A 23,665-nucleotide genomic window follows, 5' to 3' on the forward strand; every position below is an offset into this window, starting at 1 on the left:
AGGATAATACCCCATCCTTTTCCACTTGCCGGATGCCTGGGTTGAAATATACACTTTAGTTAAAGAATCAAACATTTGCACGCGAAAGGAAAGAAAAATGGCTTTACCCATTGCCAAGAATTATCCGTTTCAAAAACCTAAACCTGCCCCTCACCCGTTAATACCACTTTTACTGACCACCCTGGCCGGGATATGCTTATTTGTCACTTTCCTGGGGCCGGCCACTTATGAGATCCAGGGTTTTCAAGTGGGAATTTCATTAAAGCCCGCCCTGGAAGGACAAACCATAGTGGAACTACCACCCCTGGGAACCCTTTCAGCCCGTACCCACGCCACTCCTCTGGAGATAACGGTAATTCTCAAAAGTGTTAATCCAGATATTTTTAACCACCCATCCACCTTTACGGTCAAAGCGTTTCAGGATATCTTTTTTCCGGCAGCCAGAGAAGCTCTAAAGCGGTTTGTTCTCCGGCAGCTGCTGGTGGCGACCCTGGGCGCGGCCTTGTTAACGTGGCTTATATTACGTTCGTCCATCAAGCGATTGGCATTTGCCGCTGCAGCAGGCCTGTTTTTAATGCTAGCCGTGCTGGTGCTTACCCGGTACAGCTACAGTTATGATGCTTTCCGCCAGGCTGAGTTCCAGGGGGCCATGGCTGCCGCCCCACAGGTACTGGATTTGACTGGTAAAACCCTCGATAAGCTGGCAGAATTACGATCTAAAACCACGCTGGTGACGGCAAATTTACAGTCATTGTCGGGACGCATCGGACGATTGGATCTTCTCAACGCACCTGGAACAGGAAGCACCAATTTATTACTGGTTGCCGATATTCACAACAATCCCCTGGGAATAGACCTTATTCAAGCGCTGATTAAGCACTTCAACGTGGACGCCGTACTTGACGCCGGTGACCTCACCGACTATGGCTCCCTTTTGGAAACGGAAATGGTAAAATCGTTACGGGAATTGGACATCCCTTACGTTTTTGCTGCCGGTAACCACGACTCTCCGGCGGTAATGAATTTTGTGCGTCAACTCCCCCGGGGCCATGTGCTGGAGGGAAAGGTAATAACCATCGCCGGGATCAAAATTTTAGGCATACCAGACCCGTGGGCCTACCGCCCTATTCCGGGTACGGGCAATTACTTCCAGGATCAAATTCAGCAACTGGAAGAGGCCCTGGCCCGGAACAAATCAAAGCCCGATATTTTACTTGTGCATAATCCGCAGGTAGCCGAAAAATTCGCCGGCCGCGTACCTGTTCTGGCCAGTGGACATACTCACCGGCCCGAGATCAAACAAATTGGGCCTTCCCTGCTGGTGAACCCGGGGACTACCGGCGCCGCCGGTATCCGTGGCCTGCAAGCCAGCCAGGAAGTGCCCTATTCGGCATCTATTCTTTACTTTACTCCCGGTACCCCTGGCGAAAATCCGGAACTCACTGCCATAGATATGATCAAATACGAACCCCTTTCCGGGCGCATTACGGTGGAAAGACAGGTTACCAACTAAGATTTGGCTAAGCACTAAAATAAAAAAACCGTGGGACTTTCGGCTAACCTGTATAAAGGGGATGAGGGCTTCGTCTTAATTATGTGGAACTTCCCTTCTTAGAGACTATAGACGCGCAATGGGCCGGGTGACAAATGCCCGGCTTTAATTTTTTCCGGCTGCTTTACAGTATTTTACTAAGGAACACCTTTAAGCGTTCATTTTGGGGGTAATTGAAAATTTGCTCCGGTGTCCCTTCTTCCACAATCTGCCCCTCGTCCATAAACAGGACCCGGTCCCCCACTTCCCGGGCAAATCCCATTTCGTGGGTAACCACCACCATGGTCATGCCCTCCCGGGCCAGGTCCTTCATTACCGCCAGGACTTCGCCGACCATTTCGGGATCCAGGGCCGAAGTAGGTTCGTCGAAAAGCATTACCTTGGGACGCATGGCCAGCGCCCGGGCAATCGCCACCCTCTGCTGTTGCCCCCCTGATAGCTGGTCGGGATAGGCATGGGCCTTGTCGCTTAAGCCAACCTTGGCCAGGAGGTTATGGGCTATTTCTTCAGCCTCGTGTTGCGTCATTCCCCGCACCTTTATGGGAGCCAGGGTGATGTTTTCCAGGGCCGTTTTATGAGGGAAAAGGTTAAAGCGCTGAAAAACCATGCCCACTTCCTGCCGGACTTTGTTAATGTCCGTTTTGGGATCCATGAGATTGACCCCATCCACCACCACTTCCCCAGCCGTGGGCTGCTCCAGGAGATTCAGGCAGCGCAGAAAGGTGCTTTTCCCCGAACCGCTGGGTCCAATAACCACCACCACTTCCTGGGGAGCCACATGGCAATTAACGCCCCTTAAGACCTCCAGGTGGCCAAAGCGCTTGTACAAGTTGGATACCTTAATCACCCGTCTTCAACCTCCTTTCCAGGTAATCCACCAGCCGGGAGATTAGGATGACCATGATCAGGTAAATAAAGGCCACGGTGAGATAAATCTGAAAGGCCTTATAAGTAGCCCCCACAATGAGCTGGCCACGGCGGAAGAGCTCCTCAAAGCCGATGACCGAAAGGAGGGAGGTGTCTTTAAGCATGGCGATAAACTCGTTGCCCAGGGGAGGGATCACCCGCTTAAAGGCCTGGGGCAGAATAACGTAGCGCATGGCCTGTCCATGGGTCATCCCCAGAGAACGGGCCGCTTCCATCTGTCCCTTCTCAATGGACTGTACGCCGGCCCGGAAAATCTCGGCTATATAGGCCCCGCTGTTAAGACTGCAGGCAATCACAGCAGCCAGAAAAGGGTGTATATTTTCAAACACCGGGGTGAAACCATAGGCCTGGACAAGAAGATTTTGTATATCCCGCAAAATTTGAGGTATGCCAAAATAAACAATCACTATCTGCACTAATAACGGCGTGCCCCGGAAAAAGTCCACATAACAGGTGGCCAGAAACCTCAAAACTCGCTTTGGGGAAAGCCTCGACAAGCCGGCCATTAAACCGAGAATGCAACCAATAAAAACTGAGATGGCCGTAATCTGTAAAGTGATAACAGCACCTAATAATAGAACCGGCAGAGAACTTATAACAGTTTCCAAACGACTTCACTCTCCCTGTATACCGCTAACAGGCAAATATGCGTAACACGGAAGTGTTACGCATATTTGGCCTTGTCCCTTTAGTTGGCCGAAGGCTCACCGGGCAGGAATTCGGGAGGCTCCTTGCCAAACCACTTTTTATAGATCTCGGCATAATTGCCGTTTTCCTTCAAGGTCTTCAAGGCGCTGTTTACCTTTTCCAGAATATCCGGCTTGCTCTTGGGTACCGCAATGCCGTAGAATTCACTGGTCCGCAGGTCACCCACAATCTTAACGTCTTTGTTTCCCTGCTGGATAAAGTAGGCCGTTACCGGGTAATCGTTTACCACGGCATCCACGTTGCCATTCTTTAAGGCCATAAAGGCCTCGTTAATGGTGTTATAGTCGGTGATCTTGGCACCGGGAATCTTGCGCGCCTCGTCCGCTCCCGTAGTGGCAATCTGCACCCCTATTTTCTTGCCGGCCAGATCGTCAAAACCCTTGATGGTGTTGTTGCTGGCCTTCACCGCCACACATTGGCCGGACTGGTAATAGGGCAGAGAGAAATTAACCTGTTCTTTGCGCTTCTCGGTAATGGTCATGGCCGAAATGGCCAGATCCACGCTGGCACTCTGCAGGGCGGGCACAATGCCGTCAAAATTCATGCTCCGGATTTCATAATCCCAGTTATTGACCTCGGCAATAGCCTCGATCAGATCCATGTCAAATCCCACGTACTTGCCAGTCTTGGGATCTTGAAACTCGAAAGGAGCATAGGCCGTATCCGAAGCAACCAATATCTTTGGCTTGGCGGTGGGCTGCTGCCCGCTGCTGGCTTTGGCACTATCCTGGCCTTTATCTTTTGCCTGTTGCCCACCGCAACCGGCCACCGCCAGGGCCAAAACAACCAGCATAGCCACTATCACTTTTAATGTTCTAAACACAACTTGTCTACCTCCTTCGGTTATGTATTTTACCAACCCATACATTTTTTCCGTAAGGGCACTCCGGATTCACCCCAATGTGAACAACAAGGCAGCTGTTTGAATTTTTGGACAACACCCCCCCCCTCATCACTTTGCCATAGGCACTACACTTTCGCTTTAAAACGCCAAAATCCTGCTTAAAAGGTTTAAAAACCTGCATTTTTTTCATGGTACCTCTTTCCACCTCCCGGTATCTTACATAACTTCACTTATACGGGTTAAAACTGGTTTAATGCTTTAAACCCGTCTTCTCTCCTGACCTCCCGTAGCCCGGTTGACAGCCCTGAACTGCCGTGAGAGAATATAAAAGGTGCGGTCGGGAGGTGGCTTGGTTGACCGGACATAGGCAAAATCTTTTACAGTTAAAGGCCGATTTGGCCCTGCTGGGGGTAAGTTTTATCTGGGGTGTTACCTTTGTGGTGGTGCAAAACGCCCTTAGTTCCATCGGGCCCTATTACTTCCTGGGCATTCGTTTTCTACTGGCCTTCCTTTTCCTGGCCGCAATTTATCACCGGCAGCTAGTGCAGCTTAACCGGGACACCCTATGGGCAGGTTGTATCATTGGAGTGTTTTTATTTGGAGGTTATGCCTTTCAAACCGTGGGGCTTCAGTATACCACCGCATCCAACGCCGGTTTTATTACGGGTCTATCGGTCGTGCTGGTGCCTGTTTTCAGTGCGCTTTTCACCAGACAAGCGCCCGGCGTTTTTGCCGCTATAGGTGTAGTGCTGGCCGCCACCGGGTTGGGGCTGTTGTCCCTGGGAAGAGGATTAAGTTTTAATTACGGGGATTTGCTGGTTTTCTTTTGTGCTCTTTGCTTTGCGTTACATATCATCACGGTTGGGCGTTATGCCCGCCACCTCCACCCTCCCCTGTTGGCTTTAATTCAGATCGGGATTGTTTCCCTGGCCGGTTTTCTTTTTGGACTGGCTACCGAGACTTGGCCGGAGCATTTGAACCGCCCGGTATGGGTAGCTCTGCTGCTGACCGCTATACCGGCCACCGCCCTGGCCTTTCTGATTCAAAACAACGTTCAACGCTTTACCTCCGCTACCCATACGGCGATTATCTTTACCATGGAACCCGTCTTTGCCGCTTTAAGCGCCTATTTTTTAGCAGGGGAAATACTCACCCCGCGCAAAATCATTGGATGCATCTTGATCCTTAGTGGCATGTTGCTGGCCGAACTGAAGGGAAAACACATCCGGACGATAAGTAAAACATCAAAAGAAGTGCAAACCAGCACCCTGTAGACAGGAGGAACGCATATTGATTGTAGGTATACTGGTAATGGAGTTACGCACGAGTGAAGCTGATTCTCTAAAAAGCAAGCGGCGGGTGTTAAAAAGTTTGCTGGATAAGGTAAAGGCCCGCTACAACGTTTCCGTAGCCGAAGTAGGTAAACAGGACACCTGGCACTTCTCTACCATAGGGGTGTCTTTTGTCAGTAACGATAGTGCCCATGTTCACCAGACCCTGACGGCAGTGGTACGTTTTGTTGAGGACCTGGGAACGGTGGAACTGCTGGATGTGCGAATGGAGCTACTATAAATTCTGTCAGCATTATGTAAACAGCTTTCCCCCTCCCCCCTTATGCCCTTACCATTTCGTTATAAAAGAATTCTGTCTTTAAATATATGTCTTTAAAAAAACGGGACTGACGGTATTGTACCGCAGTCCCTTTATATTGAAGAAGGAGGTAGTGGGCGGTAAAGGTTATGTAACCAAACTAAAAAAGTAAGCTAAAAAGCCGGCCGTAGTGCGCTGTGCCAGGCCCAACAGCACACCGGTGACTTCGTGATATTCTCGCCCGGTGCGAACCCGGGGGTAATACTCCCTGGCCAAGCGGGCATTGGCGTAAACCCAATCACCGGGCCGGGAAGCAACCTGGTAATAGCCTCCCCTGTTCACTCTGAAAAGACCACAGTGTTCCTGCACCCAGGCCTCATATTGTTGATGCCCGTTAAAAGCTACACCGCACGCATGATGGGGAACACATAAATCCTGTACCAGATGAATAGCTGCTCCCAGGTAAAAAAGGGCCTGATCCCTTCTCCCTTTCTGCCAGCAGGTCAGCGCCCGCTGAAAATACTCCTCGCACTCACCGGCCGCATCAGGCCACGATCCGAGGCCCTTTCCGGAACGAGGGTCCAGGTAGTGGGCGAAACATTTCCACCCCCGGTCGGCCCAAAGGGTGCCCCGGTTGAATGTCACCAGGTGCCTGCGCAACAACCGAACCTGTTCTTTTAAACCATCCTGTTCTAAAATGGTTAAGGCCTGCTGGTTACAGAAAGTGTGGGTGACTCCCCCGCGATCCACCAGGTTTTGCAGGGGATCGGCCACGGCTAAGAATCGCTTGGCTATGGCCCACGTCGAAGGATTAATCACCAACGGCAAGTCCTCCCCCGTAAGCGCACTATTATCATAACCTGATTTTGCAAGGATTAATCAGCACACACGGGGGAAAACTCGATCCCGCCCTCTTTATCGGGGTTAGGGACTGTTACCCCACTTTACTAAACAGTTGCTCGTCCAACCAGAGACGAGCTCCCACCGCAAGAAACTTGGAAAGCACCTTGTCCTGGGCATTGATCAGTTCCACGCGGATACCCCGCTGAGATAGTTGATCTATAAAACTCAAAAGCTGACATACTCCCAGCTCATCAATAAACTCCAGCTCACGCAAATCCAGGACAATGCGCCCTTCTTCCCGGGCCGTATCTTCCAGTACCTTTTGCAACTTCTTAAAATGGTGGTTAACTACAATGCCACCCACGCGAAGAAAATTACGATCTCGCCAAATCTTGACCAACGGCCTCACCTCCTGACTCCTAATTATAACGTTCTTTTATTAACCTGCTGGTAAGTTTTAATTAAACCATGGTTAATTATTTATGAACTTTTAGCAAGTTTTGCGTAACCTTGTCACAGCTAGATTAAAAAGGCCGGCCAATAGGTGGGAAAATGCCTGCCGGGCCGGCCAGTTAAATTCTTCCCTGGGCTTATCTACTTAATTTGCTCTCCCCGCGTGATGAGTGACAAAATTACATGGCGGTCAAACGGCGGTAGATGCGCCTGCCCAACCAGCGGGCACAAATATTAAAAAGCAGCACAACCAGAATGAGCACGGCAGCCGAACCGTCGGCAACCCGGCGCACATCGGGGATCAGGGCTTCGGAATTGATTTTCCAGATGTGTACCGCCAGGGTCTCGGCCGGCCGGAAAGGATTTAGGGGCGAAGTAGGGCTCCAGGGATTGAGATCGGAAAAATTTAAAATGGGGCTGCTCATGCCGGCAGTATACAGTAAGGCCGCCGCCTCACCAAAAACCCTGCCGGCAGCAATAATGGCCCCCGTAACCAGACCGGGGAAAGCGGAAGGCAAGATCACCCGCCACATGGTTTCCCAGCGGGTGGCCCCCAGGGCCAGGCTGGCCTCCCTCAGCTCACAGGGAACGCTGCGAATGGACTCTTCGGAAATCCGCACCATCAGCGGCAAGTTAATCACTGCCAGAGCCAGCGCCCCGGACATTAAGCTATACCCCCATCCGGTCATGTTAACAAAGATAAGCAGACCAAACAGGCCCACCACAATGGAAGGCAAGGAGGTAAGGGTTTCGATGGACAGGCGGATGTACTCGGTAATACGTCCCTTGCCGGCGTATTCGGCCAGGTAAATACCCGCCAGTAAACCGAGGGGGGCGGTAATGAACATAGTCAACAGGAGCAAATAAAAGGAGTTAAAAATCTGGGGTCCCACCCCACCGCCGGCAGCAATGGTCTGGGGAGGCGTAGTCAGAAAACGCCAATCAATGACCCGGATGCCGTGCCAGAGAATATAACCCAAAAGCAAAGCTAAAATAGCCAGAACCGCAGCGGCACCCATCCAGAACATGACGGTAGCCAGGCGATCCGCCAGCCGGGCATTCATCTAACCATCCCTCCCCGCACGACCACCCGAATAACCATAATAAACAGGAAAGACATGAGCAGGAGAATCAAGCCCATGGACCACAGAGCACTGTTCCACAAGGAGCCCATGATGGTATATCCCATATCCATGGTGATGGCGCTGGTTAAAGTAATCGTTGGCTCCAGAAGGGAATGGGGAATGGTCCGGGTGTTGCCGATCACCATTTGTACCGCCAGGGCCTCACCAAAGGCCCGGGCCAGGCCCAGGACAACGGCCGTAATTAAACCCGAACGGGCCGCCGGCACTAGCACCAGGCGGATGGTCTGCCAGCGAGTAGATCCCAGGGCCAGGGCCGCCTCCTTCCACTGGGGTGGCAGGGCCCGCAAACTGTCGGTAGATACGCTGATAATGGTGGGCAATATCATGATCGAAAGAACAATAAAACCGGCCAGAACAGAAAAACCTTCCCCACCTAAATAATTGCGAATAAAAGGCACCAGCAGGCTTAAACCCACATAACCGTAAACCACCGAGGGTATGCCGGCGAGAATCTCAATGGCCGGTTGCAATGCCCTCTGTCCCCATACGGGCGCAATTTCTACCATAAAAACAGCCACAATGACGCTCAAGGGTGCGCTTACGGCCACAGCCAGCAGGGAAACCAGGAGGGAACCCAAAATGAAAGTTAATGAGCCAACCGCAGGGCCACCTTCCTCAAGAGGCCGGTCGGGCCACCATTGGGTGCTGAAAAGGAATTCGGTAACCCTGACTCCGTGCACCGTAAAAGTGGCTAGTCCTTTACTCCCAATGAAATAAATAATGGACACAGTGAGTGCCACTACCAGCGCCGCTGCCAGAAAGGCCGCTGAGCGCCCTAAAAATTCCCCGCATCTTTTGCGCCCCTGAATATTCCTTTTATCCGGGGCCCGGTAGATTTTTTTCGAACCGGCAGATTTTTTCCCATCCGGATCCGGGGAAAATTCCTTGTGCATAACTACCTCCCCTTCTGACAACACGAAAGGCAGCGAGGCAGTACTGGTTCAATAACCGCCAGAGCTGCCCCGCCACCGTCTAAAGGTGACCTCCTGTATGGGCCTTATTTCTTGGTTACATTACCCTGGGCATCCCGTTCTACCTGCATCTTGGTAATGGGGATATAACCCATTTTCTCAATCAGCTGACCCTGTACCTCGTCACCGAGCATGTAATCCAGGAAGGCCTTCTTTAAGCCGGTGGGTTCACCTTTGGTGTACATGTGCTGGTAAGCCCATACCGGATACTTGCCGTTGACAATATTTTCTACAGTGGGTTCCACCCCATCGAGCTTGAGGGCCTTAACACTATTGTCAATGTAAGACAGTGGCAGGTAAGAAATAGCGCCCGGTGTTTCGGCAACCATCTTGCGCACGGTGCCGGAAGAATCCTGTTCCATACCGGGGGCGCTGTCTTCCACGCCACCCAGGGCAAATTTCTTAAAGGTAGCGCGGGTACCGGAACCCTTGGGCCGATGAATGACCACGATTTTCTGCTCCGGTCCGCCAACTTCCTTCCAGTTGGTTATCTTGCCCGTAAAGATATCCACCAGTTGCTGTTTGGTCAGGTTATCCACCGTCACGCCGGGGTTGACCACGGTGGCCATCCCCACAACGCAAACCTTGTGATCCACTAGCTGGGAGGCATCAATGCCGCTCTTTTCTTCAGCAAAAATATCGGAGTTACCGATATCCGCCGCACCGGAGGCCACCTGGGTCAGGCCGGTACCGCTACCCCCGCCCTGTACCACGATCTGGGCCTTGGGATTCTTAGCCATGAACTGGGCGGCAGCCTGTTCCACCAGCGGTTGCATGGCTGTAGAACCAACTACCGTAAGGTTACCAGAAAGCTCTGCTTGTCCACCGGAAGGCTGCTGCCCACCTTGGCCACCACAACCAGCCACAGTAGCCACCAACACCAGCACAGCCGCCAGTGCCAGCACCCATTTAGTTCTTCTACTCAACATTTAATCCCCCTTTTTCTTTTGCAATAAAAAATCTTTTTTTATTTTAAGCAGCCTTACAGGGCTGCACTATTTTCACCAAGAACATTGTAGATAAAGACTGTTATGGGTGAGTTATCCTCCGGTTACCTGTGGGTTAAGTTTTTATTAAATTGGGGTTAACTCAAACTCTCATTCATAATGGGAATAACAGGAGCAAAAAACCGAAAACAAAAAGCGCCAGCATACTGCCGACGCTCATAAATGACCCCAAGGGAGTTGTCTAATGCATTTAAGCGGGGTAGAATTCGCTGCCCTGGGCGGCCAGTTCCAGGTCGATTTTGAGCTTTTTGGCCAGGCGTTCTTTCAGAAACTGGGGCGCGACCTGCGGGAAGAGGGCCACCGAGAGGACATCCTCTTCCTTTTGCATGTAGGGAGCCGCTTCCTTCCTGGCCGCGGGCAAACCGGGCTCCAGCAAGTCCGCCGGCCGGCAGGTAATGGGCTTTTCGTCGCCAATAATCATCCTGCGCACTTCCTCATCTACCGGCGCCGGTGGCTGGCCATAGTATCCCCGCATATATTGTTTAACTTCGTTGGTGGGCAGTTTATAGCGGCCCAGCAACACATTGAGCACGGCCTGGGTACCTACAATCTGGCTGGAAGGGGTCACCAGGGGCGGGTAGCCAAACTCCTTCCGCACCCGGGGCAGCTCCTCCAGCACCTCGGGCAGCCGGTGGAGGGCGTTTTGCTGGCTTAGCTGGGAAATAAAGTTGGACATCATGCCGCCGGGAATTTGATAAATCATGACGTTGACATCCACGCTCGGTGAGGCCACATCAAATTCCTTATAATGCTTGCGCACTTCCTTGAAATACTCGGCAATTTCCGAAAGCAGCCTGAGATCGAGCCCCGTATCATAGGGGGTACCCTGCAGGGCGGCCACCATTGTTTCAGTGGCCGGCTGGGAGGTCTGCAGTGCCATGGTGGAAATGGCACAGTCAATGACATCCACACCCGCATCAATGGCCCGCAGGTAGGCCATGGAGGCCATACCGCTGGTGTAGTGGCAGTGGAGCTGCACCGGTATCTTCAGTATCGATTTCCATTCTTTAATGATCTCGTAGGCCGGTTGGGGAGCCAGAATACCTGCCATATCCTTCAGGCAAATGGAATCTGCCCCCATCTCCTCCAGGGTCTTGGCGGTTTTTACGTAGTACTCCAGGTCGTGTACCGGGCTGATGGTATATACCACCGTTGCCTGGGCGTGGGCACCCTCCTGTTTAACCACCTCGATGGCCTTTTGCATGTTGCGTACGTCGTTTAAGGCATCGAAGATGCGGAAGATATCCAGGCCGTTGTAAACTGTCCTTTTTATAAATTCGGTGAGCACGTCATCGGGGTAGTGTTTATAGCCCACCACGTTTTGCCCCCGCAGGAGCATTTGCAAGGGGGTCTTTAGATGGCGGCGCAGGATGCGCAACCGCTCCCAGGGGTCTTCATTAAGAAAGCGCATGCACGCGTCAAAGGTGGCTCCGCCCCAGACTTCCAGGGAATGAAAACCCACCTGATCTATTTTTTCGCAAATGGGCAACATGTGTTCTATGCGCATGCGGGTGGCCAGCAGGGACTGGTGGCCGTCCCGCAGGGTGGTGTCGGTGATTTTTACCTTGCGCGCTTCGGTCATTTCTATCCTCCCCTCGACTGGCACAATTTTTAAAGCTGCGGCAATACCTCCATCAACTTGCGCACGGAGTTTGCGGACTTATCCAGGGCGGCCTTTTCTTCGGGCGTAAGCTCGATTTCCAGGACCTTTTCCACGCCACCCCCGCCGATAATGGCCGGCACACCCAAATAAATATCATGGTAACCGTATTCTCCCTGCAGATAGGCGGCCACCGGCAATATCCGTTTCTTATCCTTTAACACGGCCTCCACCATTTGCACCACGGAGGCACCGGGAGCATAAAAGGCACTGCCGGTCTTCAAATAGTTAACAATTTCGGCGCCGCCCTTACGGGTCCGTTCCACCATGGCCGCAATACGCTCGGCGGGAATCAGCTTTTCAATGGGAATGCCACCGGCGTAGGTGTACCGCACCAGGGGCACCATGTCATCCCCGTGGCCCCCCATGACAAAGGTGGTCACGTCCTCAAAGGAAATCCCCAGTTCCAGCGCTACAAAGGTCCGGAAGCGGGCGGAATCCAGCACGCCTGACATGCCAAATACCCGGTTGGGCGGGAAGCCGCTGGTTTTTAAAGCCACGTAAGTCATTACATCCAGGGGGTTAGTCACTACAATGATGTAGGCGTTGGGTGAATACTTGACCACCTGTTCGGTAACTGACTGGACGATTTTGCAGTTGGTAGCCAGCAGGTCATCCCGGCTCATCCCCGGCTTGCGGGCAATGCCGGCGGTAATCACCACCACGTCGGAGTCCCTGGTATCTTCATAGTTGTTGGTACCGGTAATTATGGCATCAAAGCCTTCCACCGGCGCCGCTTCCATCAGGTCCAGGGCCTTACCCTGGGGAATTCCTTCTACCACGTCAATGAGTACGATATTGCCCAATTCCTTGGCCGCAGCCCAGTGGGCGCAGGTAGCTCCTACGTTTCCAGCCCCAACAATGGTTATCTTTTTTCTTTTCAAAACTGGTCCCTCCCTAAAAAACTCTTCTCAAAGATTAACCTATGATTACCAGCACATCGCCGTTGTTTACCGTCTGTCCCGGTTTCACCCGTACTTCTTTCACCGTTCCAGCTACCGGGGCAGTAATTTCGTTTTCCATCTTCATGGCTTCCAGGATCACCAGGGGATCCCCCGCCTTGACCTGGTCCCCTACTTTAACCTTGACCGCATTGATATTCCCGGGCATGGGAGCGGTAACCGTTCCTGCTCCGGCCGGAGCTGCCGGTTGAGGAGCGGCAGGAGTGGCAGCCGGTATCGGCGCCTGTGCCGGGGGGGCAGTGGCTGCCGGCGGAGGTGCGGCCTGGGCCGGCGGGGCCGGGGGAGCAGCCGGGCGACTTTGTACCAGCTTAACGCCTGGCGGGGCGGCTGCCTCTTGAATTTCCTGTACCTGAACTTCAAAAGGTTCTCCGTTCACCAGCACTTTAAATTTTCTCATTGCCTTCCCTCCTGTTTACCTGACCAAAAACTAAAAACTGCTTAGATCCCGTCCGAGCATAAGTTCACGCAAACCGGCCATTTTCCAGGCGTTAGTCCGCTTCACGGGGCGAATGGAAGTAATCTGGCTGCCGGCGCTCAAATAGCCGGCGGCCGCCAGGGCGGCAGTAATCGCCGCCACAACCTGGGGACGCACACCCAAGGATGTTACTGGTTTGTTCAAAGCCATCAAACCGCCTCCCCTTTCGAACCTATACCGGCATGTTGCCGTGCTTCTTGCGAGGTCTCGTTTCCCGCTTGCCGGCCAGCGACTCCAGGGTGACGATAATACGCGACCGGGTATCCCTTGGGTCAATTACATCCTCTATATAACCCCTGGCGCTTGCTACATAAGGATTGGCAAACTTCTCCCGGTACTCGGCAGTCAGCTTGGCCCGCATTTCCATGGGGTTTTCCGCCTCGGCAATTTCTTTCCGGTAGATGATATTGACAGCTCCCTCTGGCCCCATCACGGCAATTTCGGCGGTAGGCCAGGCAAAGACGGCATCGGCCCGCAGGGAGCTGCTGCACATGGCCAGGTAGGCTCCCCCGTAAGCTTTTCTCAGAATAACGGTGATCTTGGGTACGGTGGCTTCGGAGTATGCATAGAGCATCTTGGCCCCGTGCCGGATAATCCCGCCATATTCCTGGGCCGTTCCGGGCAGGAAACCGGGCACATCCATGAAGGTAATCAGGGGAAGATTAAAGCAGTCACAGAAACGGACGAAACGGCTGATCTTGTCGGAAGCGTTGATATCCAGGCAGCCGGCCAGATAGTCGGGCTGGTTGGCTACTATCCCTACCGCCTGGCCATTTATCCGGGCAAAACCAATTACCGCGTTGCGGGCATAGAGGGGCTGCACTTCAAAGAACTGCCCGCCATCCACAATGAGACTGATTATTTTGCGCACGTCGTAGGACATATTCGGGTTATCGGGGATGATCTGCAACAGTTCTTCCGGATCGCCCGCCGGCTCCTGGGGAGCATACAGAGGGGGCTCCTCCAGGTTGTTGGAAGGCAAGTAACTCAACAAAAGGCGAACCATCTGCAGGCAGGTTTCTTCGTCGGGGGCCATAAAGTGGGCTACGCCGCTGGTCTGGTTATGGGTGGCGGCCCCACCAAGGGTCTCCATGGTCACCTCTTCACCGGTAACTGCCTTGATTACCTGGGGTCCCGTAATAAACATCTGGCTGGTACCCTGGACCATAAAAATGAAGTCAGTCAACGCCGGGGAATACACCGCTCCTCCCGCACATGGTCCCATGATCACGGAAATCTGGGGGATCACCCCGGATGCAATGGTGTTCCGGAAGAAAATTTCACCGTAACCGTTAAGGGCATCCACGCCCTCCTGAATGCGCGCTCCCCCGGAATCATTTAGACCAACCACGGGAGCACCGGTTTTCATGGCCAGATCGAGCACATGGCAGATTTTAGCTGCATGGATGCGTCCCAGGGAACCTCCTGCCACCGTAAAGTCCTGGGCAAAGATGTATACCTTTCGCCCGTCAACTTTACCGTAACCGGTAACAACACCTTCGCCGGGGTTTTTGAGATTGGAAATGTCGGGGTCACCGGCAAAAGTATTTATTTCAACGAAGGTACCGGGATCAAAGAACATTTCAATCCGTTCCCGGGCGGTTTTCTTGCCGGCCTCGTGCTGTTTTTCGATGCGTTTTGGCCCACCGCCCGCATGGATTTGCTCGCGCAACTGCCTTAGCTGTTCCAGCTTTTCCTGCATACCCAATGGCGTTCCCTCCCTTAATTAATTGTCACGCTCGCACAATTCCACCAGCGTGCCAAAGGTGGACTTGGGATGAAGAAAAGCAATCCTGGCCCCCCCGGCACCCAGGCGAGGCTTTTCATCAATGAGTCGTACACCTTTTGCTTTTAATTCCTCCAGCGCCTGCTCCAGATTTTCCACCCGGAAGGCGATGTGCTGGATACCCTCGCCATTTTTCTCAATAAACCGGGCAATAGGCCCGTCAGGGGTAGTGGACTCCAGAAGCTCCACTTCACTGTCGCCGGTAGGCAAGAAGGCAACTTTTACTTTTTGCTCCTCTACCACTTCGGTGCCTGTTACCTTTAACCCTAAAAGACCCTCGTAAAACTCAATGGCCTTGGCCAGGTCCTTAACGGCAATGCCAATGTGATCGATCTTTTTGATCCCGATCACTGTTTTCCCTCCTCCTTCTGGGCCCTTTTCGCCACTTCCTCCCGGATAAAGCGGATAATCTCCGTTGTGGGGGTGCCGGGGCCAAAAATTTCCGCGATCCCCGCTTCCTTCAAGAGAGGGATATCCTCATCGGGGATGATCCCCCCGCCCACCACCAGTATGTCATCAGCTCCCTGGGCCCGCAATCCCTCCACCACCGCCGGGAAGAGGTGCATGTGCGCGCCGGAGAGAATGCTCAAGCCCACCACCTGCACATCCTCCTGGAGGGCTGCTTCCACAATTTGCTCGGGAGTCTGCCGCAAGCCGGTATAAATAACTTCCATTCCGGCATCCCGCAGGGCCTGGGCAATAACCTTGGCCCCCCGGTCATGACCGTCCAGGCCCGGTTTGGCCACCAGAACCCGAATGGGCCGTTCACTCATCTATCTCCCCTCCTTGCCTTTAAAAGACAATTTGCTGGCGATACTCGCCAAAGACTTCCCGCAGGGTATCGCAAATTTCTCCCAGGGTGGCATAAGCTTTTACGGCGTCAATGAACAGGGGCATCAAGTTTTCCTTCGTGGATGCCGCTTCCCGCAGGTTGTTTAAAACCTGCTTCACTTTCTGGTTATCCCGCCGCTCCCTTAATGCCCGTAGCTTGGCCGTTTGACGCTCCGCTACCGCCGGGTCGACCTTTAACAAATTCTTGGGCTTCTCATACTCCATCTGGAATTTGTTAATGCCAATAACCACCTTTTTGCCGCTTTCAATGTCCATCTGATAGCGGTAGGCGCTGTCCTTAATTTCTTTCTGCATAAATTCAATGGCCTCAGGAGCACCGCCCAGCTCGTCAATCTTCTTAATATAGGCCATGGCCTTTTCTTCGATTTCATTGGTCAGGCTTTCAATATAGTATGAACCGCCCAGGGGATCCACCGTATCGGCAACGCCAATTTCATAACCGATCACCTGCTGGGTGCGCAGGGCAATAAGCACCGACTCGTCGCTGGGCAGGGCCAGGGCTTCGTCGTAAGAGTTGGTATGCAGGGACTGGGTACCACCCAGCACCGCGCTCAGGGCCTCAAAGGCAGTGCGCATGATGTTTACCATGGGCTGCTGGGCCGTCAGGCTGCAACCGGCAGTTTGGGTATGGAAGCGCAGCATCCAGGAGCGGGGATTCTTGGCACCAAATCGCTCCTTCATGATCTTGGCCCAAAGCCGCCTGGCCGCCCGGAACTTGGCAATTTCCTCGAAGAAGTTCAGGTGGGCGTTAAAGAAGAAGGATAGGCGGGGAGCAAAATCGTCCACATTTAAGCCGGCATCAATAGCCGCCTGGACATAGGCAATCCCGTCGGCCAGGGTAAAGGCCACTTCCTGCACCGCCGTGGAACCGGCCTCCCGGATGTGATAGCCGCTGATGCTGATGGTGTTCCAGTTGGGAACATTCTTGGAACAATAGGCAAAGACATCGGTAATCAGGCGCATGGATGGACCGGGCGGAAAAATATAGGTTCCCCTGGCGATGTATTCTTTTAAGATATCATTTTGAATGGTCCCGTTGAGCTTGTCGGGAGTAACACCCTGCTTTTCCGCCACGGCAATATACATGGCCAGCAGGATGGCGGCCGGGGAATTAATGGTCATGGAGGTGCTCACCTTGTCCAGGGGAATGCCCTCGAACAGGGTTTCCATATCCTCTAAGGAATCAATGGCCACCCCTACCTTGCCCACCTCGCCCCGGGCCAGGGGATGATCCGAATCATAACCAATTTGGGTGGGCAGGTCAAAGGCCACGCTCAAACCAGTCTGTCCCTGTTCCAGCAGGTAGCGGAAACGGGCGTTGGTTTCTTCGGCTGTACCGAAACCGGCATACTGGCGCATGGTCCACAACCGGCCCCGGTACATGTTGGGCTGCACTCCCCGGGTAAAGGGGTAGGAACCCGGAAAGCCGAGATCCCGTTCGTAATCAAGTTCAGCTATATCCTCCGGAGTATACAGGGTCTTGATTTCAATACCCGAATCGGTAACAAACTCGGCCTGCCTCTCCGGTCTTTTTTTTACCTGGGCTTCCAGCCGTTCCCGGTATTCCTTGACCGACGCCCGGATGCTTTCCAGCTTCTCCTTTTCGAACATCCATCTCCCCCCTTGAAGACTCAACCTAGAGCTTCCTTAATCAACCCGGGCACCTCAAAGGGCAGGGTAGCCACCCGGGCACCGGCAGCCGTCAGTGCCTGTACCTTGCCCTCAAAGGTACCCTTGCCCCGCTCAATGATTGCCCCGGCATGGCCCATGCGTTTACCGGGAGGGGCGCTCTTCCCGGCAATATAAGCCACCACGGGCTTGGTCATTTTCTTGATGAACAGGGAAGCCTCTTCCTCCGCATTCCCCCCAATCTCGCCTACCAGCACCACGGCCCTGGTTTCCGGATCCTTCTCGAATTTTGCCAGCACATCCACAAAAGATAAACCAACCACCCGGTCACCACCCAGTCCGACCACCGTCGACTGTCCTAAACCGTTGGCTGTTAGATTGGCCACGATCTCGTAGGTAAGGGTGCCGCTGCGCGCCACCACACCAATGTGGCCCGGCACGAAGAACTGGTTGGGTGGAATGCCAATTTTACACCGTCCCGAGGAAACAATTCCAAAAGTATTAGGGCCAATCACTATTGTACCCCGTCGCCGTGCAAAAGCAATGATCTCCAGTTCATCATGGACGGGAATATGTTCGGTAATAATGACCACAACCCGTACCCCGGCGGCAATTGCTTCAAAAGCAGCATCTTTGGCAAAGGGAGCCGGAATGAAAAGCACGGAGGCATCAATTTGATGGTTTTCCATGGCCGCGGCCACGGTATCATACACGGGAACCCCTTCTACCGTCTGGCCACCCTTACCCGGGGAAACCCCGGCGACAATCCGCGTTCCATAGGCCAGCATCTGCTTGGTATGAAACGTGCCCTGGTTACCCGTAATCCCCTGAACCAGAACATTGGTTTTTTCATCAACTATAATGGCCACTCCTGACCGCTCCTTCCTTATCGAGGGTGTCTTTAACCCTGGGCCCTGGCCAGTTCCACAGCCTTGGCCGCAGCCTCATGCATAATCCTGTAGGCTTCAATGCCATTTTCCCTGAGGATGCGTACACCCTCTTCTTCGTTGGTACCAACTAGACGAATGACTACCGGAACATCGATTCCCTTCTCCTGCTTCACCTTGACCAGAGCCCTGGCCACATCATCACACCGGGTAATGCCCCCAAAGATGTTAATGAAGATCACCAGGGGATTGGTGGACAGGAGGATTTCTAATGCTTTGGCTGTGGCCTCCATCCCGGTGCCGCCTCCGGCATCCAGGAAATTGGCTGGCGCACCGCCGTAATGCTGGATGATATCCAGGGTACCCATGGTAATGCCAGCACCATTTGCCATCACAGCAATATTCCCATCCAGCTGGACGTAAGAGAGCCCCAGGGCGTGTGCCTGCCGTTCGGCCTCGGTACGGTCATCCACCACGGGCAGATCCTTTTGCCGGTACAGGGCCTCGTCATCGATAGTCACCTTGGCATCGGCGGCAATTAATTTTTCGCCGCTCAACACCAGCGGGTTGATCTCTACCAGTTCGGCATCCTTCTCCCGGAAAATGCGATAAAGGGTAGGCAACAAACGGCCAAATTCCTTGGCCACCGCGCCCGTTAGACCTAACCGACGGCAAACTTCCCGGCACAAAAAGGGCTGGACGCCCAGGCAGACATCCAGGTGTTCCTTGACGATGAATTCATCGGGGACCTCTTCAATATCCATGCCGCCCTGGGCGGAAGCAATTAAAACCGGTGCTTTGGCTGCCCCGTCTACGGTAATGGCGACATAAAACTCATGATCGATGGCCAGCTTTTCTTCCACCAGGACCATTTCAACTTTCAGGCCCTGGACCGTCATGCCCAGAACCTGGGCGGCCGCCTCACGAGCCTGTTCGGGGGTGTCGGCAAACTTAATCCCGCCCCCCTTACCTCGTTTACCCGAAAGCACCTGGGACTTGATTACCACCGGAGCACCGATTTCCGCCGCTACTGCCGCCGCTTCATCCGGGGAGGTAACCATCTTACCCCGGGGTACGGTCAAACCGTAGCGGGCAAAAAGCTCCTTGCCCATATATTCATAGAGTTTCACAATTTTTCCCCCTTTAGCCAATAGCCCTTTTAAATCCCACGAAAAAACTTTTAGAAAAGGAAACTACCAGCCGCTACCGGCCGGCATAAATTTTGACTCCTTCTTCATACAAATCAGCACCAAGAACATCATTAACCACAATCACCGGAAAGTCCTCCACCACCAACTCATGGATGGCCTCCGGGCCCAGTTCCGGGTAAGCCACTACCCGGCATGATTTAATGGCCCGGGCCAGCAATGCCGCTGCACCTCCCACGGCAGCGAAATAAACGGCCTTGTATTGCTTCATGGCCTTAATTACTTCCGGAGAGCGTTTCCCCTTGCCAATCATACCCTTCAAACCCAGGGCAATTAAGCGCGGCGCATAGGGATCCATCCGGCCACTGGTGGTGGGACCCGCCGAACCAATCACCCGCCCGGGTTTGGCTGGCGAAGGCCCCACGTAGTAAATAACCTGTCCCCTAATGGGAATGGGCAACTCTTCCCCCCGGTCCAGCAACTCCACCATTTTTTTATGGGCCGCGTCCCGGGCCGTATAGAGTGTACCGTTTAACAAGACCCGCTGACCAATGCGTAGCTTCTCTACCACCTCTTCGGTAAGCGGGGTAGTTAGCCTGATCTGGGGCAAATTCTTCTACCTCCTACACAATACTCGCGTTAGAGTATTGCTTCTTTGTGCCGGCTGGCATGGCAGTTAATGTTTACTGCTACCGGCAAGCTGGCTATATGACACGGGAAGACTTCCACGTGCACCGCCAGAGCAGTGGTGCGACCGCCCAGGCCCTGGGGACCGATACCCAAGTTATTAATGGCCTCCAAAAGCTCCCTTTCCAGGCAGGCAATCTCGGCATCGGGATGGGGTTGTCCCAACGGGCGCAGAAGAGCTTCCTTGGCCAGCAAGGCGGCCTTTTCGAAGGTACCTCCAATACCCACGCCCACCACCACGGGCGGACAGGGATTGGGGCCGGCTGCTCTTACCTGCTCGATAACAAACTTTTTAACCCCCTCCACCCCCTCAGCCGGCTTGAGCATGCGCAGCCCGCTCATATTCTCACTGCCGCCCCCCTTGGGAGCAACAATGATCTTTAGTTTATCACCGGGAACAATGCGGGTGTGAATTACTGCGGGCGTATTATCTCCCGTATTTTTGCGGCGCAGGGGGTGATCAACGATGGATTTACGCAGGTAACCCTCCTGATAACCCCGGCGTACCCCTTCGTTTACTGCTTCGCACAGGTCCCCCCCGGTAATGGCTACTTCCTGCCCCACTTCCAGAAAAACAACGGCAAAACCGGTGTCCTGGCACATGGGAACCTGCTCCTCCCGGGCAATACGGGCATTTTCCAGCAACTGTTGCAGGACATCCTTGCCCGTGAGGGAAATTTCCTGGCCCAGGGCCTCTTTGAATGCCTCCAGCACATCTTTACCCAGTTCGTAGTTAGCTTTCTGGCATAATTCGGCAACCGTGGCTGTTATAGTAGCAACGTCTACAACTCGCAAACAGCCTTTCCCCCCTTCCACCTTTGCTGAGCAACTATTTCACAAGTGCAATTTTTATACCAAATGCAGGACAAACCGGTTAATACACCAAAAAAGGGTTTTTACCGCCCGCCCCAGAGTATTTATAAAATATAAAAATAAAAAGGGTGGCACCCTGTTCTTCTAGATTTTATAAAGAGAGGCTTAAGAAACCGATTATTTCTAGGGTAAAAAGGATAGACACATTGTTCTAACCTTTAGAATTAGTCTAATAATTATAATCTTGTCAATTGGTAAAATCATCAGCACGACTTTTCTTTAACTTGTTATATAGTGTGGCCAGGGAGATATTCAGGGCCTGGGCGGCCCGCCGCTTGCCTTCCACACTGGTTCCAAATTTGGCGATAGCTTTTCTGATTAGCAATTGTTCCATCTGATCAATGGGGATAAGCTCAATATCCCGTTCCGAGGATGCCTTAAACTGGCTGACATGCTGGATAAAATGTTTCTTGGTAAAAATCTCTTCATCTACGGTTACCATCACCCGTTCAAAGACATTTTCCAGTTCCCGCACATTTCCAGGCCAATCGTAACTGTAGAGAATTTCCTCGGCATCCTTGGATAAACCCTTCACCTTTTTGCCCAGTTTACGGTTTAGCTTGATAATCAAGTTGTTGATCAGGATAGGTAAATCTTCCTTGCGCACCCGCAAAGGTGGAATGGTAATTTCTACCACATTTAGCCGGTAGTAGAGGTCTTCCCGAAACCTTCCCTGGCGGATTAATTCCCGCAGGTTGCGGTTGGTGGCCGCAATAACCCGTACATCCACTTTAATGGTCTGGGTGCCTCCCACACGCTCAAACTCCATTTCCTGCAAAACCCGGAGCAGTTTTCCCTGCAGGTTCAGGTTCATATCACCAATTTCATCGAGAAAGATAGTTCCACCATGGGCCAGCTCGAACTTACCGATCTTAGATTTAACAGCTCCGGTAAAGGCTCCCTTCGCGTAACCGAAAAACTCGCTCTCCAAAAGGCTGTCCGGTATGGCGGCACAGTTAACCTTAATAAACGGCTTATCCCTGCGGGGGCTGGCATGATGGATAGCATGGGCAAACAACTCTTTACCTGTACCGCTCTCTCCCAGTAACAGGACGGTGGAGTTTGTACGGGCTGCCCTCTCGGCCACCTGGATACAGCGACGCAGCTCTGCACTATTGCCAAGGATATCGGCAAAAGTATATTTACTGGTCGTAACCTGGCCGAATTTATCTGACAGATTCTCGATAATGCTGGTACTCTGGCGCAATTGTTCCATTAAATTCATGACGTCGGTAAAGTGCTGAAAAACCACCACCGCTCCTTCCATCTTGCCGTCCACAAAGATGGGTGCGGCGTTGGAAACGACCTCGGCATTGCTTCCCCCTACCTTTGTACGGTGCCCCACCACACTGCGGCCGGTACGCAACACCGTGGCCAGAGCTCCATCGGGGGAAGCCTCAAAAATATTCTGTCCAATCCGTTCCCTTTCACTGATGCCGGTAATCCGGGTAAAGGCCGGATTGACGTACTTAATCACACCGCGAGAGTCCGCCACTTCGATGGCCTCCTGGACCGAATCCAGGATGGCAGCCAGTTCTCCCTGCACTCGCCTGGCTTCAAGCAATTTTTCCTTTTCCCTTAATACGGCCAGCATAAGATCCAGCGCCCGGGCCTCCATGATGGACGTTCTCCGCGGCTTTATCCGGTGCAGGTGCATCTGGATCTCCGGATCCCCGGTAGCCTCGATCAAAACATCCACGCCGGGCAGGCGTACCATTTCCGTATAATCGGCGGTGGTAAAAACCCCGTCCGCAGCCGCAGCTTTAACTCCCGGGGATGAAGGATCGGGATCGGCCACACCCAAAATTTCCACATCCCCCACGGCCTTTAACATGCGGTAAATGGAATAACCGTCCTCATTACCTCCAATAATGGCTACGGTCAACCTGGGCATGCCGCCTCACCTTCTACGTGATCCAAATTTTACGAGAGTATTTCGACGATTATCTTCTAATCCCTTCTAAAAAATAAAAAAATATTAATTCGAACAACTGTTTTTCTATAAATATCTTTATGGTATAATTCAAAGCAAAAAGGGAGGTTGACGGGTTATGAACACCGCACTCACTCCCCGGGAGAAGATTATTTTAGAAGTAATTAAAGAAAACATCCGCACCAAAGGCTATCCCCCTTCGGTTCGGGAGATTGGTCAAATTGTCGGGCTAAAATCCAGCTCTACAGTACATAACTATTTAAAGCGTTTAGAACATAAAGGTCTCTTACGCCGGGATCCCACCAAACCCCGGGCGCTGGAACTACTGGAGCGCACTTTGCCCTCAAGCCAGCCCATGCGGATGGTCCCCCTTTTAGGACGGGTAGCGGCCGGTGAACCCATCCTGGCCGTGGAAAACCAGGAAGATGTTTTTCCCCTGCCGGCCAGTTTTACCGGAGAGGGAGAATTCTTCATGCTTACCGTCCGGGGCGACAGCATGATTGAAGCTGGCATCCTGGATGGGGACCTGGTGGTGGTCCGGCGCCAGCCCAGCGCCGATAACGGGGACATTGTGGTAGCGCTTCTGGAAGACGAAGCCACGGTAAAAAGATTCTTCCGGGAGAACGACCATATTCGCCTGCAACCGGAAAACAAGGCCATGTCTCCCATCAGGGTAAAAAACCCGCTTATCCTTGGCAAGGTAGTGGGCTTGCTGCGTAAACTTTAAATTTAA

The 23,665-nt window shown here is 52.9% G+C and carries 25 protein-coding genes; 4 read left to right on the forward strand and 21 right to left on the reverse strand.

Features of this window, described 5'->3' with window-relative positions:
- Positions 1–97 precede the first annotated feature (97 nt).
- Complete coding sequence (locus D7024_RS09860) at positions 98–1,513, forward strand: metallophosphoesterase family protein (RefSeq protein WP_125185646.1); 1,416 nt, start codon at positions 98–100, stop codon at positions 1,511–1,513.
- 163 nt (positions 1,514–1,676) lie between these two features.
- Here D7024_RS09860 and D7024_RS09865 read toward each other — a convergent pair whose 3' ends face one another.
- The 3 genes from D7024_RS09865 to D7024_RS09875 all read right to left on the reverse strand — a co-directional run bounded on the left by D7024_RS09865 (position 1,677) and on the right by D7024_RS09875 (position 4,010).
- Positions 1,677–2,399, reverse strand: a complete 723-nt coding sequence (locus tag D7024_RS09865) for an amino acid ABC transporter ATP-binding protein (RefSeq protein ID WP_121451644.1) — start codon at positions 2,397–2,399, stop codon at positions 1,677–1,679.
- On the reverse strand, positions 2,392–3,087 hold the full coding sequence (locus D7024_RS09870) for an amino acid ABC transporter permease (protein WP_121451645.1): 696 nt from the start codon (positions 3,085–3,087) through the stop codon (positions 2,392–2,394). The genes D7024_RS09865 and D7024_RS09870 overlap by 8 nt, the downstream gene beginning before the upstream one ends.
- Positions 3,088–3,167: 80 nt before the next feature.
- Positions 3,168–4,010 (reverse strand): basic amino acid ABC transporter substrate-binding protein, encoded by an 843-nt coding sequence (locus D7024_RS09875; RefSeq protein ID WP_243113753.1) that lies wholly within the window; start codon positions 4,008–4,010, stop codon positions 3,168–3,170.
- A 374-nt stretch (positions 4,011–4,384) separates the two neighbouring features.
- On the opposite strand from D7024_RS09875, the gene D7024_RS09885 reads away from it, so the two are divergent.
- Together D7024_RS09885 and D7024_RS09890 are read left to right on the forward strand one after the other, a co-directional pair.
- Complete coding sequence (locus D7024_RS09885) at positions 4,385–5,305, forward strand: DMT family transporter (protein ID WP_121451647.1); 921 nt, start codon at positions 4,385–4,387, stop codon at positions 5,303–5,305.
- Positions 5,306–5,321: 16 nt separating this feature from the next.
- Positions 5,322–5,603, forward strand: a complete 282-nt coding sequence (locus D7024_RS09890; protein ID WP_121451648.1) for a DUF503 domain-containing protein — start codon at positions 5,322–5,324, stop codon at positions 5,601–5,603.
- A gap of 165 nt (positions 5,604–5,768) precedes the next feature.
- Here D7024_RS09890 and D7024_RS09895 read toward each other — a convergent pair whose 3' ends face one another.
- The 18 genes from D7024_RS09895 to D7024_RS09980 form a co-directional block, all read right to left on the reverse strand.
- Positions 5,769–6,440 carry a zinc dependent phospholipase C family protein gene (locus D7024_RS09895; protein ID WP_243113848.1) on the reverse strand — a complete coding sequence of 224 codons (672 nt, stop codon included), beginning with the start codon at positions 6,438–6,440 and terminating at the stop codon, positions 5,769–5,771.
- A gap of 115 nt (positions 6,441–6,555) precedes the next feature.
- On the reverse strand, positions 6,556–6,864 hold the full coding sequence (locus D7024_RS09900) for an STAS domain-containing protein (protein WP_165859339.1): 309 nt from the start codon (positions 6,862–6,864) through the stop codon (positions 6,556–6,558).
- A gap of 232 nt (positions 6,865–7,096) precedes the next feature.
- The gene (gene pstA, locus D7024_RS09905; protein WP_121451651.1) at positions 7,097–7,981 is read right to left on the reverse strand and encodes a phosphate ABC transporter permease PstA; all 885 of its coding nucleotides are present in this window, start codon (positions 7,979–7,981) and stop codon (positions 7,097–7,099) included.
- Positions 7,978–8,955, reverse strand: a complete 978-nt coding sequence (gene pstC, locus D7024_RS09910; protein WP_121451652.1) for a phosphate ABC transporter permease subunit PstC — start codon at positions 8,953–8,955, stop codon at positions 7,978–7,980. The genes pstA and pstC overlap by 4 nt, the downstream gene beginning before the upstream one ends.
- Positions 8,956–9,059: 104 nt before the next feature.
- Positions 9,060–9,962, reverse strand: a complete 903-nt coding sequence (locus D7024_RS09915) for a phosphate ABC transporter substrate-binding protein (protein ID WP_121451653.1) — start codon at positions 9,960–9,962, stop codon at positions 9,060–9,062.
- 268 nt (positions 9,963–10,230) lie between these two features.
- Positions 10,231–11,622 (reverse strand): oxaloacetate decarboxylase subunit alpha, encoded by a 1,392-nt coding sequence (locus tag D7024_RS09920; protein ID WP_121451654.1) that lies wholly within the window; start codon positions 11,620–11,622, stop codon positions 10,231–10,233.
- Between the two features lie 29 nt (positions 11,623–11,651).
- Entirely contained in the window at positions 11,652–12,584 is a 933-nt protein-coding gene (gene mdh, locus D7024_RS09925; protein WP_121451655.1) for a malate dehydrogenase, read from the reverse strand.
- 34 nt (positions 12,585–12,618) lie between these two features.
- The gene (locus D7024_RS09930) at positions 12,619–13,059 is read right to left on the reverse strand and encodes a biotin/lipoyl-containing protein (protein WP_121451656.1); all 441 of its coding nucleotides are present in this window, start codon (positions 13,057–13,059) and stop codon (positions 12,619–12,621) included.
- Between the two features lie 30 nt (positions 13,060–13,089).
- Complete coding sequence (locus D7024_RS09935) at positions 13,090–13,287, reverse strand: hypothetical protein (protein ID WP_121451657.1); 198 nt, start codon at positions 13,285–13,287, stop codon at positions 13,090–13,092.
- A gap of 22 nt (positions 13,288–13,309) precedes the next feature.
- On the reverse strand, positions 13,310–14,845 hold the full coding sequence (locus tag D7024_RS09940; RefSeq protein ID WP_121451658.1) for an acyl-CoA carboxylase subunit beta: 1,536 nt from the start codon (positions 14,843–14,845) through the stop codon (positions 13,310–13,312).
- Between the two features lie 18 nt (positions 14,846–14,863).
- A complete protein-coding gene (mce, locus tag D7024_RS09945; protein ID WP_121451659.1) occupies positions 14,864–15,274 on the reverse strand; it encodes a methylmalonyl-CoA epimerase in 411 nt (136 codons plus the stop codon).
- The gene (locus tag D7024_RS09950) at positions 15,271–15,696 is read right to left on the reverse strand and encodes a cobalamin B12-binding domain-containing protein (protein WP_121451660.1); all 426 of its coding nucleotides are present in this window, start codon (positions 15,694–15,696) and stop codon (positions 15,271–15,273) included. The genes mce and D7024_RS09950 overlap by 4 nt, the downstream gene beginning before the upstream one ends.
- Before the next feature lie 19 nt (positions 15,697–15,715).
- The gene (locus D7024_RS09955; protein ID WP_121451661.1) at positions 15,716–17,386 is read right to left on the reverse strand and encodes an acyl-CoA mutase large subunit family protein; all 1,671 of its coding nucleotides are present in this window, start codon (positions 17,384–17,386) and stop codon (positions 15,716–15,718) included.
- A gap of 20 nt (positions 17,387–17,406) precedes the next feature.
- Positions 17,407–18,273: a succinate--CoA ligase subunit alpha gene (sucD, locus tag D7024_RS09960; protein WP_121451662.1), complete on the reverse strand. Its 867-nt coding sequence runs from the start codon at positions 18,271–18,273 to the stop codon at positions 17,407–17,409.
- Between the two features lie 32 nt (positions 18,274–18,305).
- The gene (sucC, locus tag D7024_RS09965; protein WP_121451663.1) at positions 18,306–19,421 is read right to left on the reverse strand and encodes an ADP-forming succinate--CoA ligase subunit beta; all 1,116 of its coding nucleotides are present in this window, start codon (positions 19,419–19,421) and stop codon (positions 18,306–18,308) included.
- Between the two features lie 73 nt (positions 19,422–19,494).
- Positions 19,495–20,049 (reverse strand): Fe-S-containing hydro-lyase, encoded by a 555-nt coding sequence (locus D7024_RS09970; RefSeq protein ID WP_121451664.1) that lies wholly within the window; start codon positions 20,047–20,049, stop codon positions 19,495–19,497.
- Positions 20,050–20,078: 29 nt separating this feature from the next.
- The gene (locus tag D7024_RS09975) at positions 20,079–20,921 is read right to left on the reverse strand and encodes a fumarate hydratase (RefSeq protein WP_121451665.1); all 843 of its coding nucleotides are present in this window, start codon (positions 20,919–20,921) and stop codon (positions 20,079–20,081) included.
- 265 nt (positions 20,922–21,186) lie between these two features.
- Positions 21,187–22,893 carry a sigma 54-interacting transcriptional regulator gene (locus tag D7024_RS09980; RefSeq protein ID WP_121451666.1) on the reverse strand — a complete coding sequence of 569 codons (1,707 nt, stop codon included), beginning with the start codon at positions 22,891–22,893 and terminating at the stop codon, positions 21,187–21,189.
- Positions 22,894–23,050: 157 nt separating this feature from the next.
- Here D7024_RS09980 and lexA point away from each other — a divergent pair, with 157 nt between their 5' ends.
- Complete coding sequence (gene lexA, locus D7024_RS09985) at positions 23,051–23,659, forward strand: transcriptional repressor LexA (RefSeq protein WP_121451667.1); 609 nt, start codon at positions 23,051–23,053, stop codon at positions 23,657–23,659.
- The last annotated feature ends 6 nt before the right edge of the window (positions 23,660–23,665 follow it).

The sequence above is a fragment of the Desulfofundulus salinus genome (assembly GCF_003627965.1).
GTDB classification, from domain to species: Bacteria; Bacillota; Desulfotomaculia; order Desulfotomaculales; family Desulfovirgulaceae; genus Desulfofundulus; species Desulfofundulus salinus.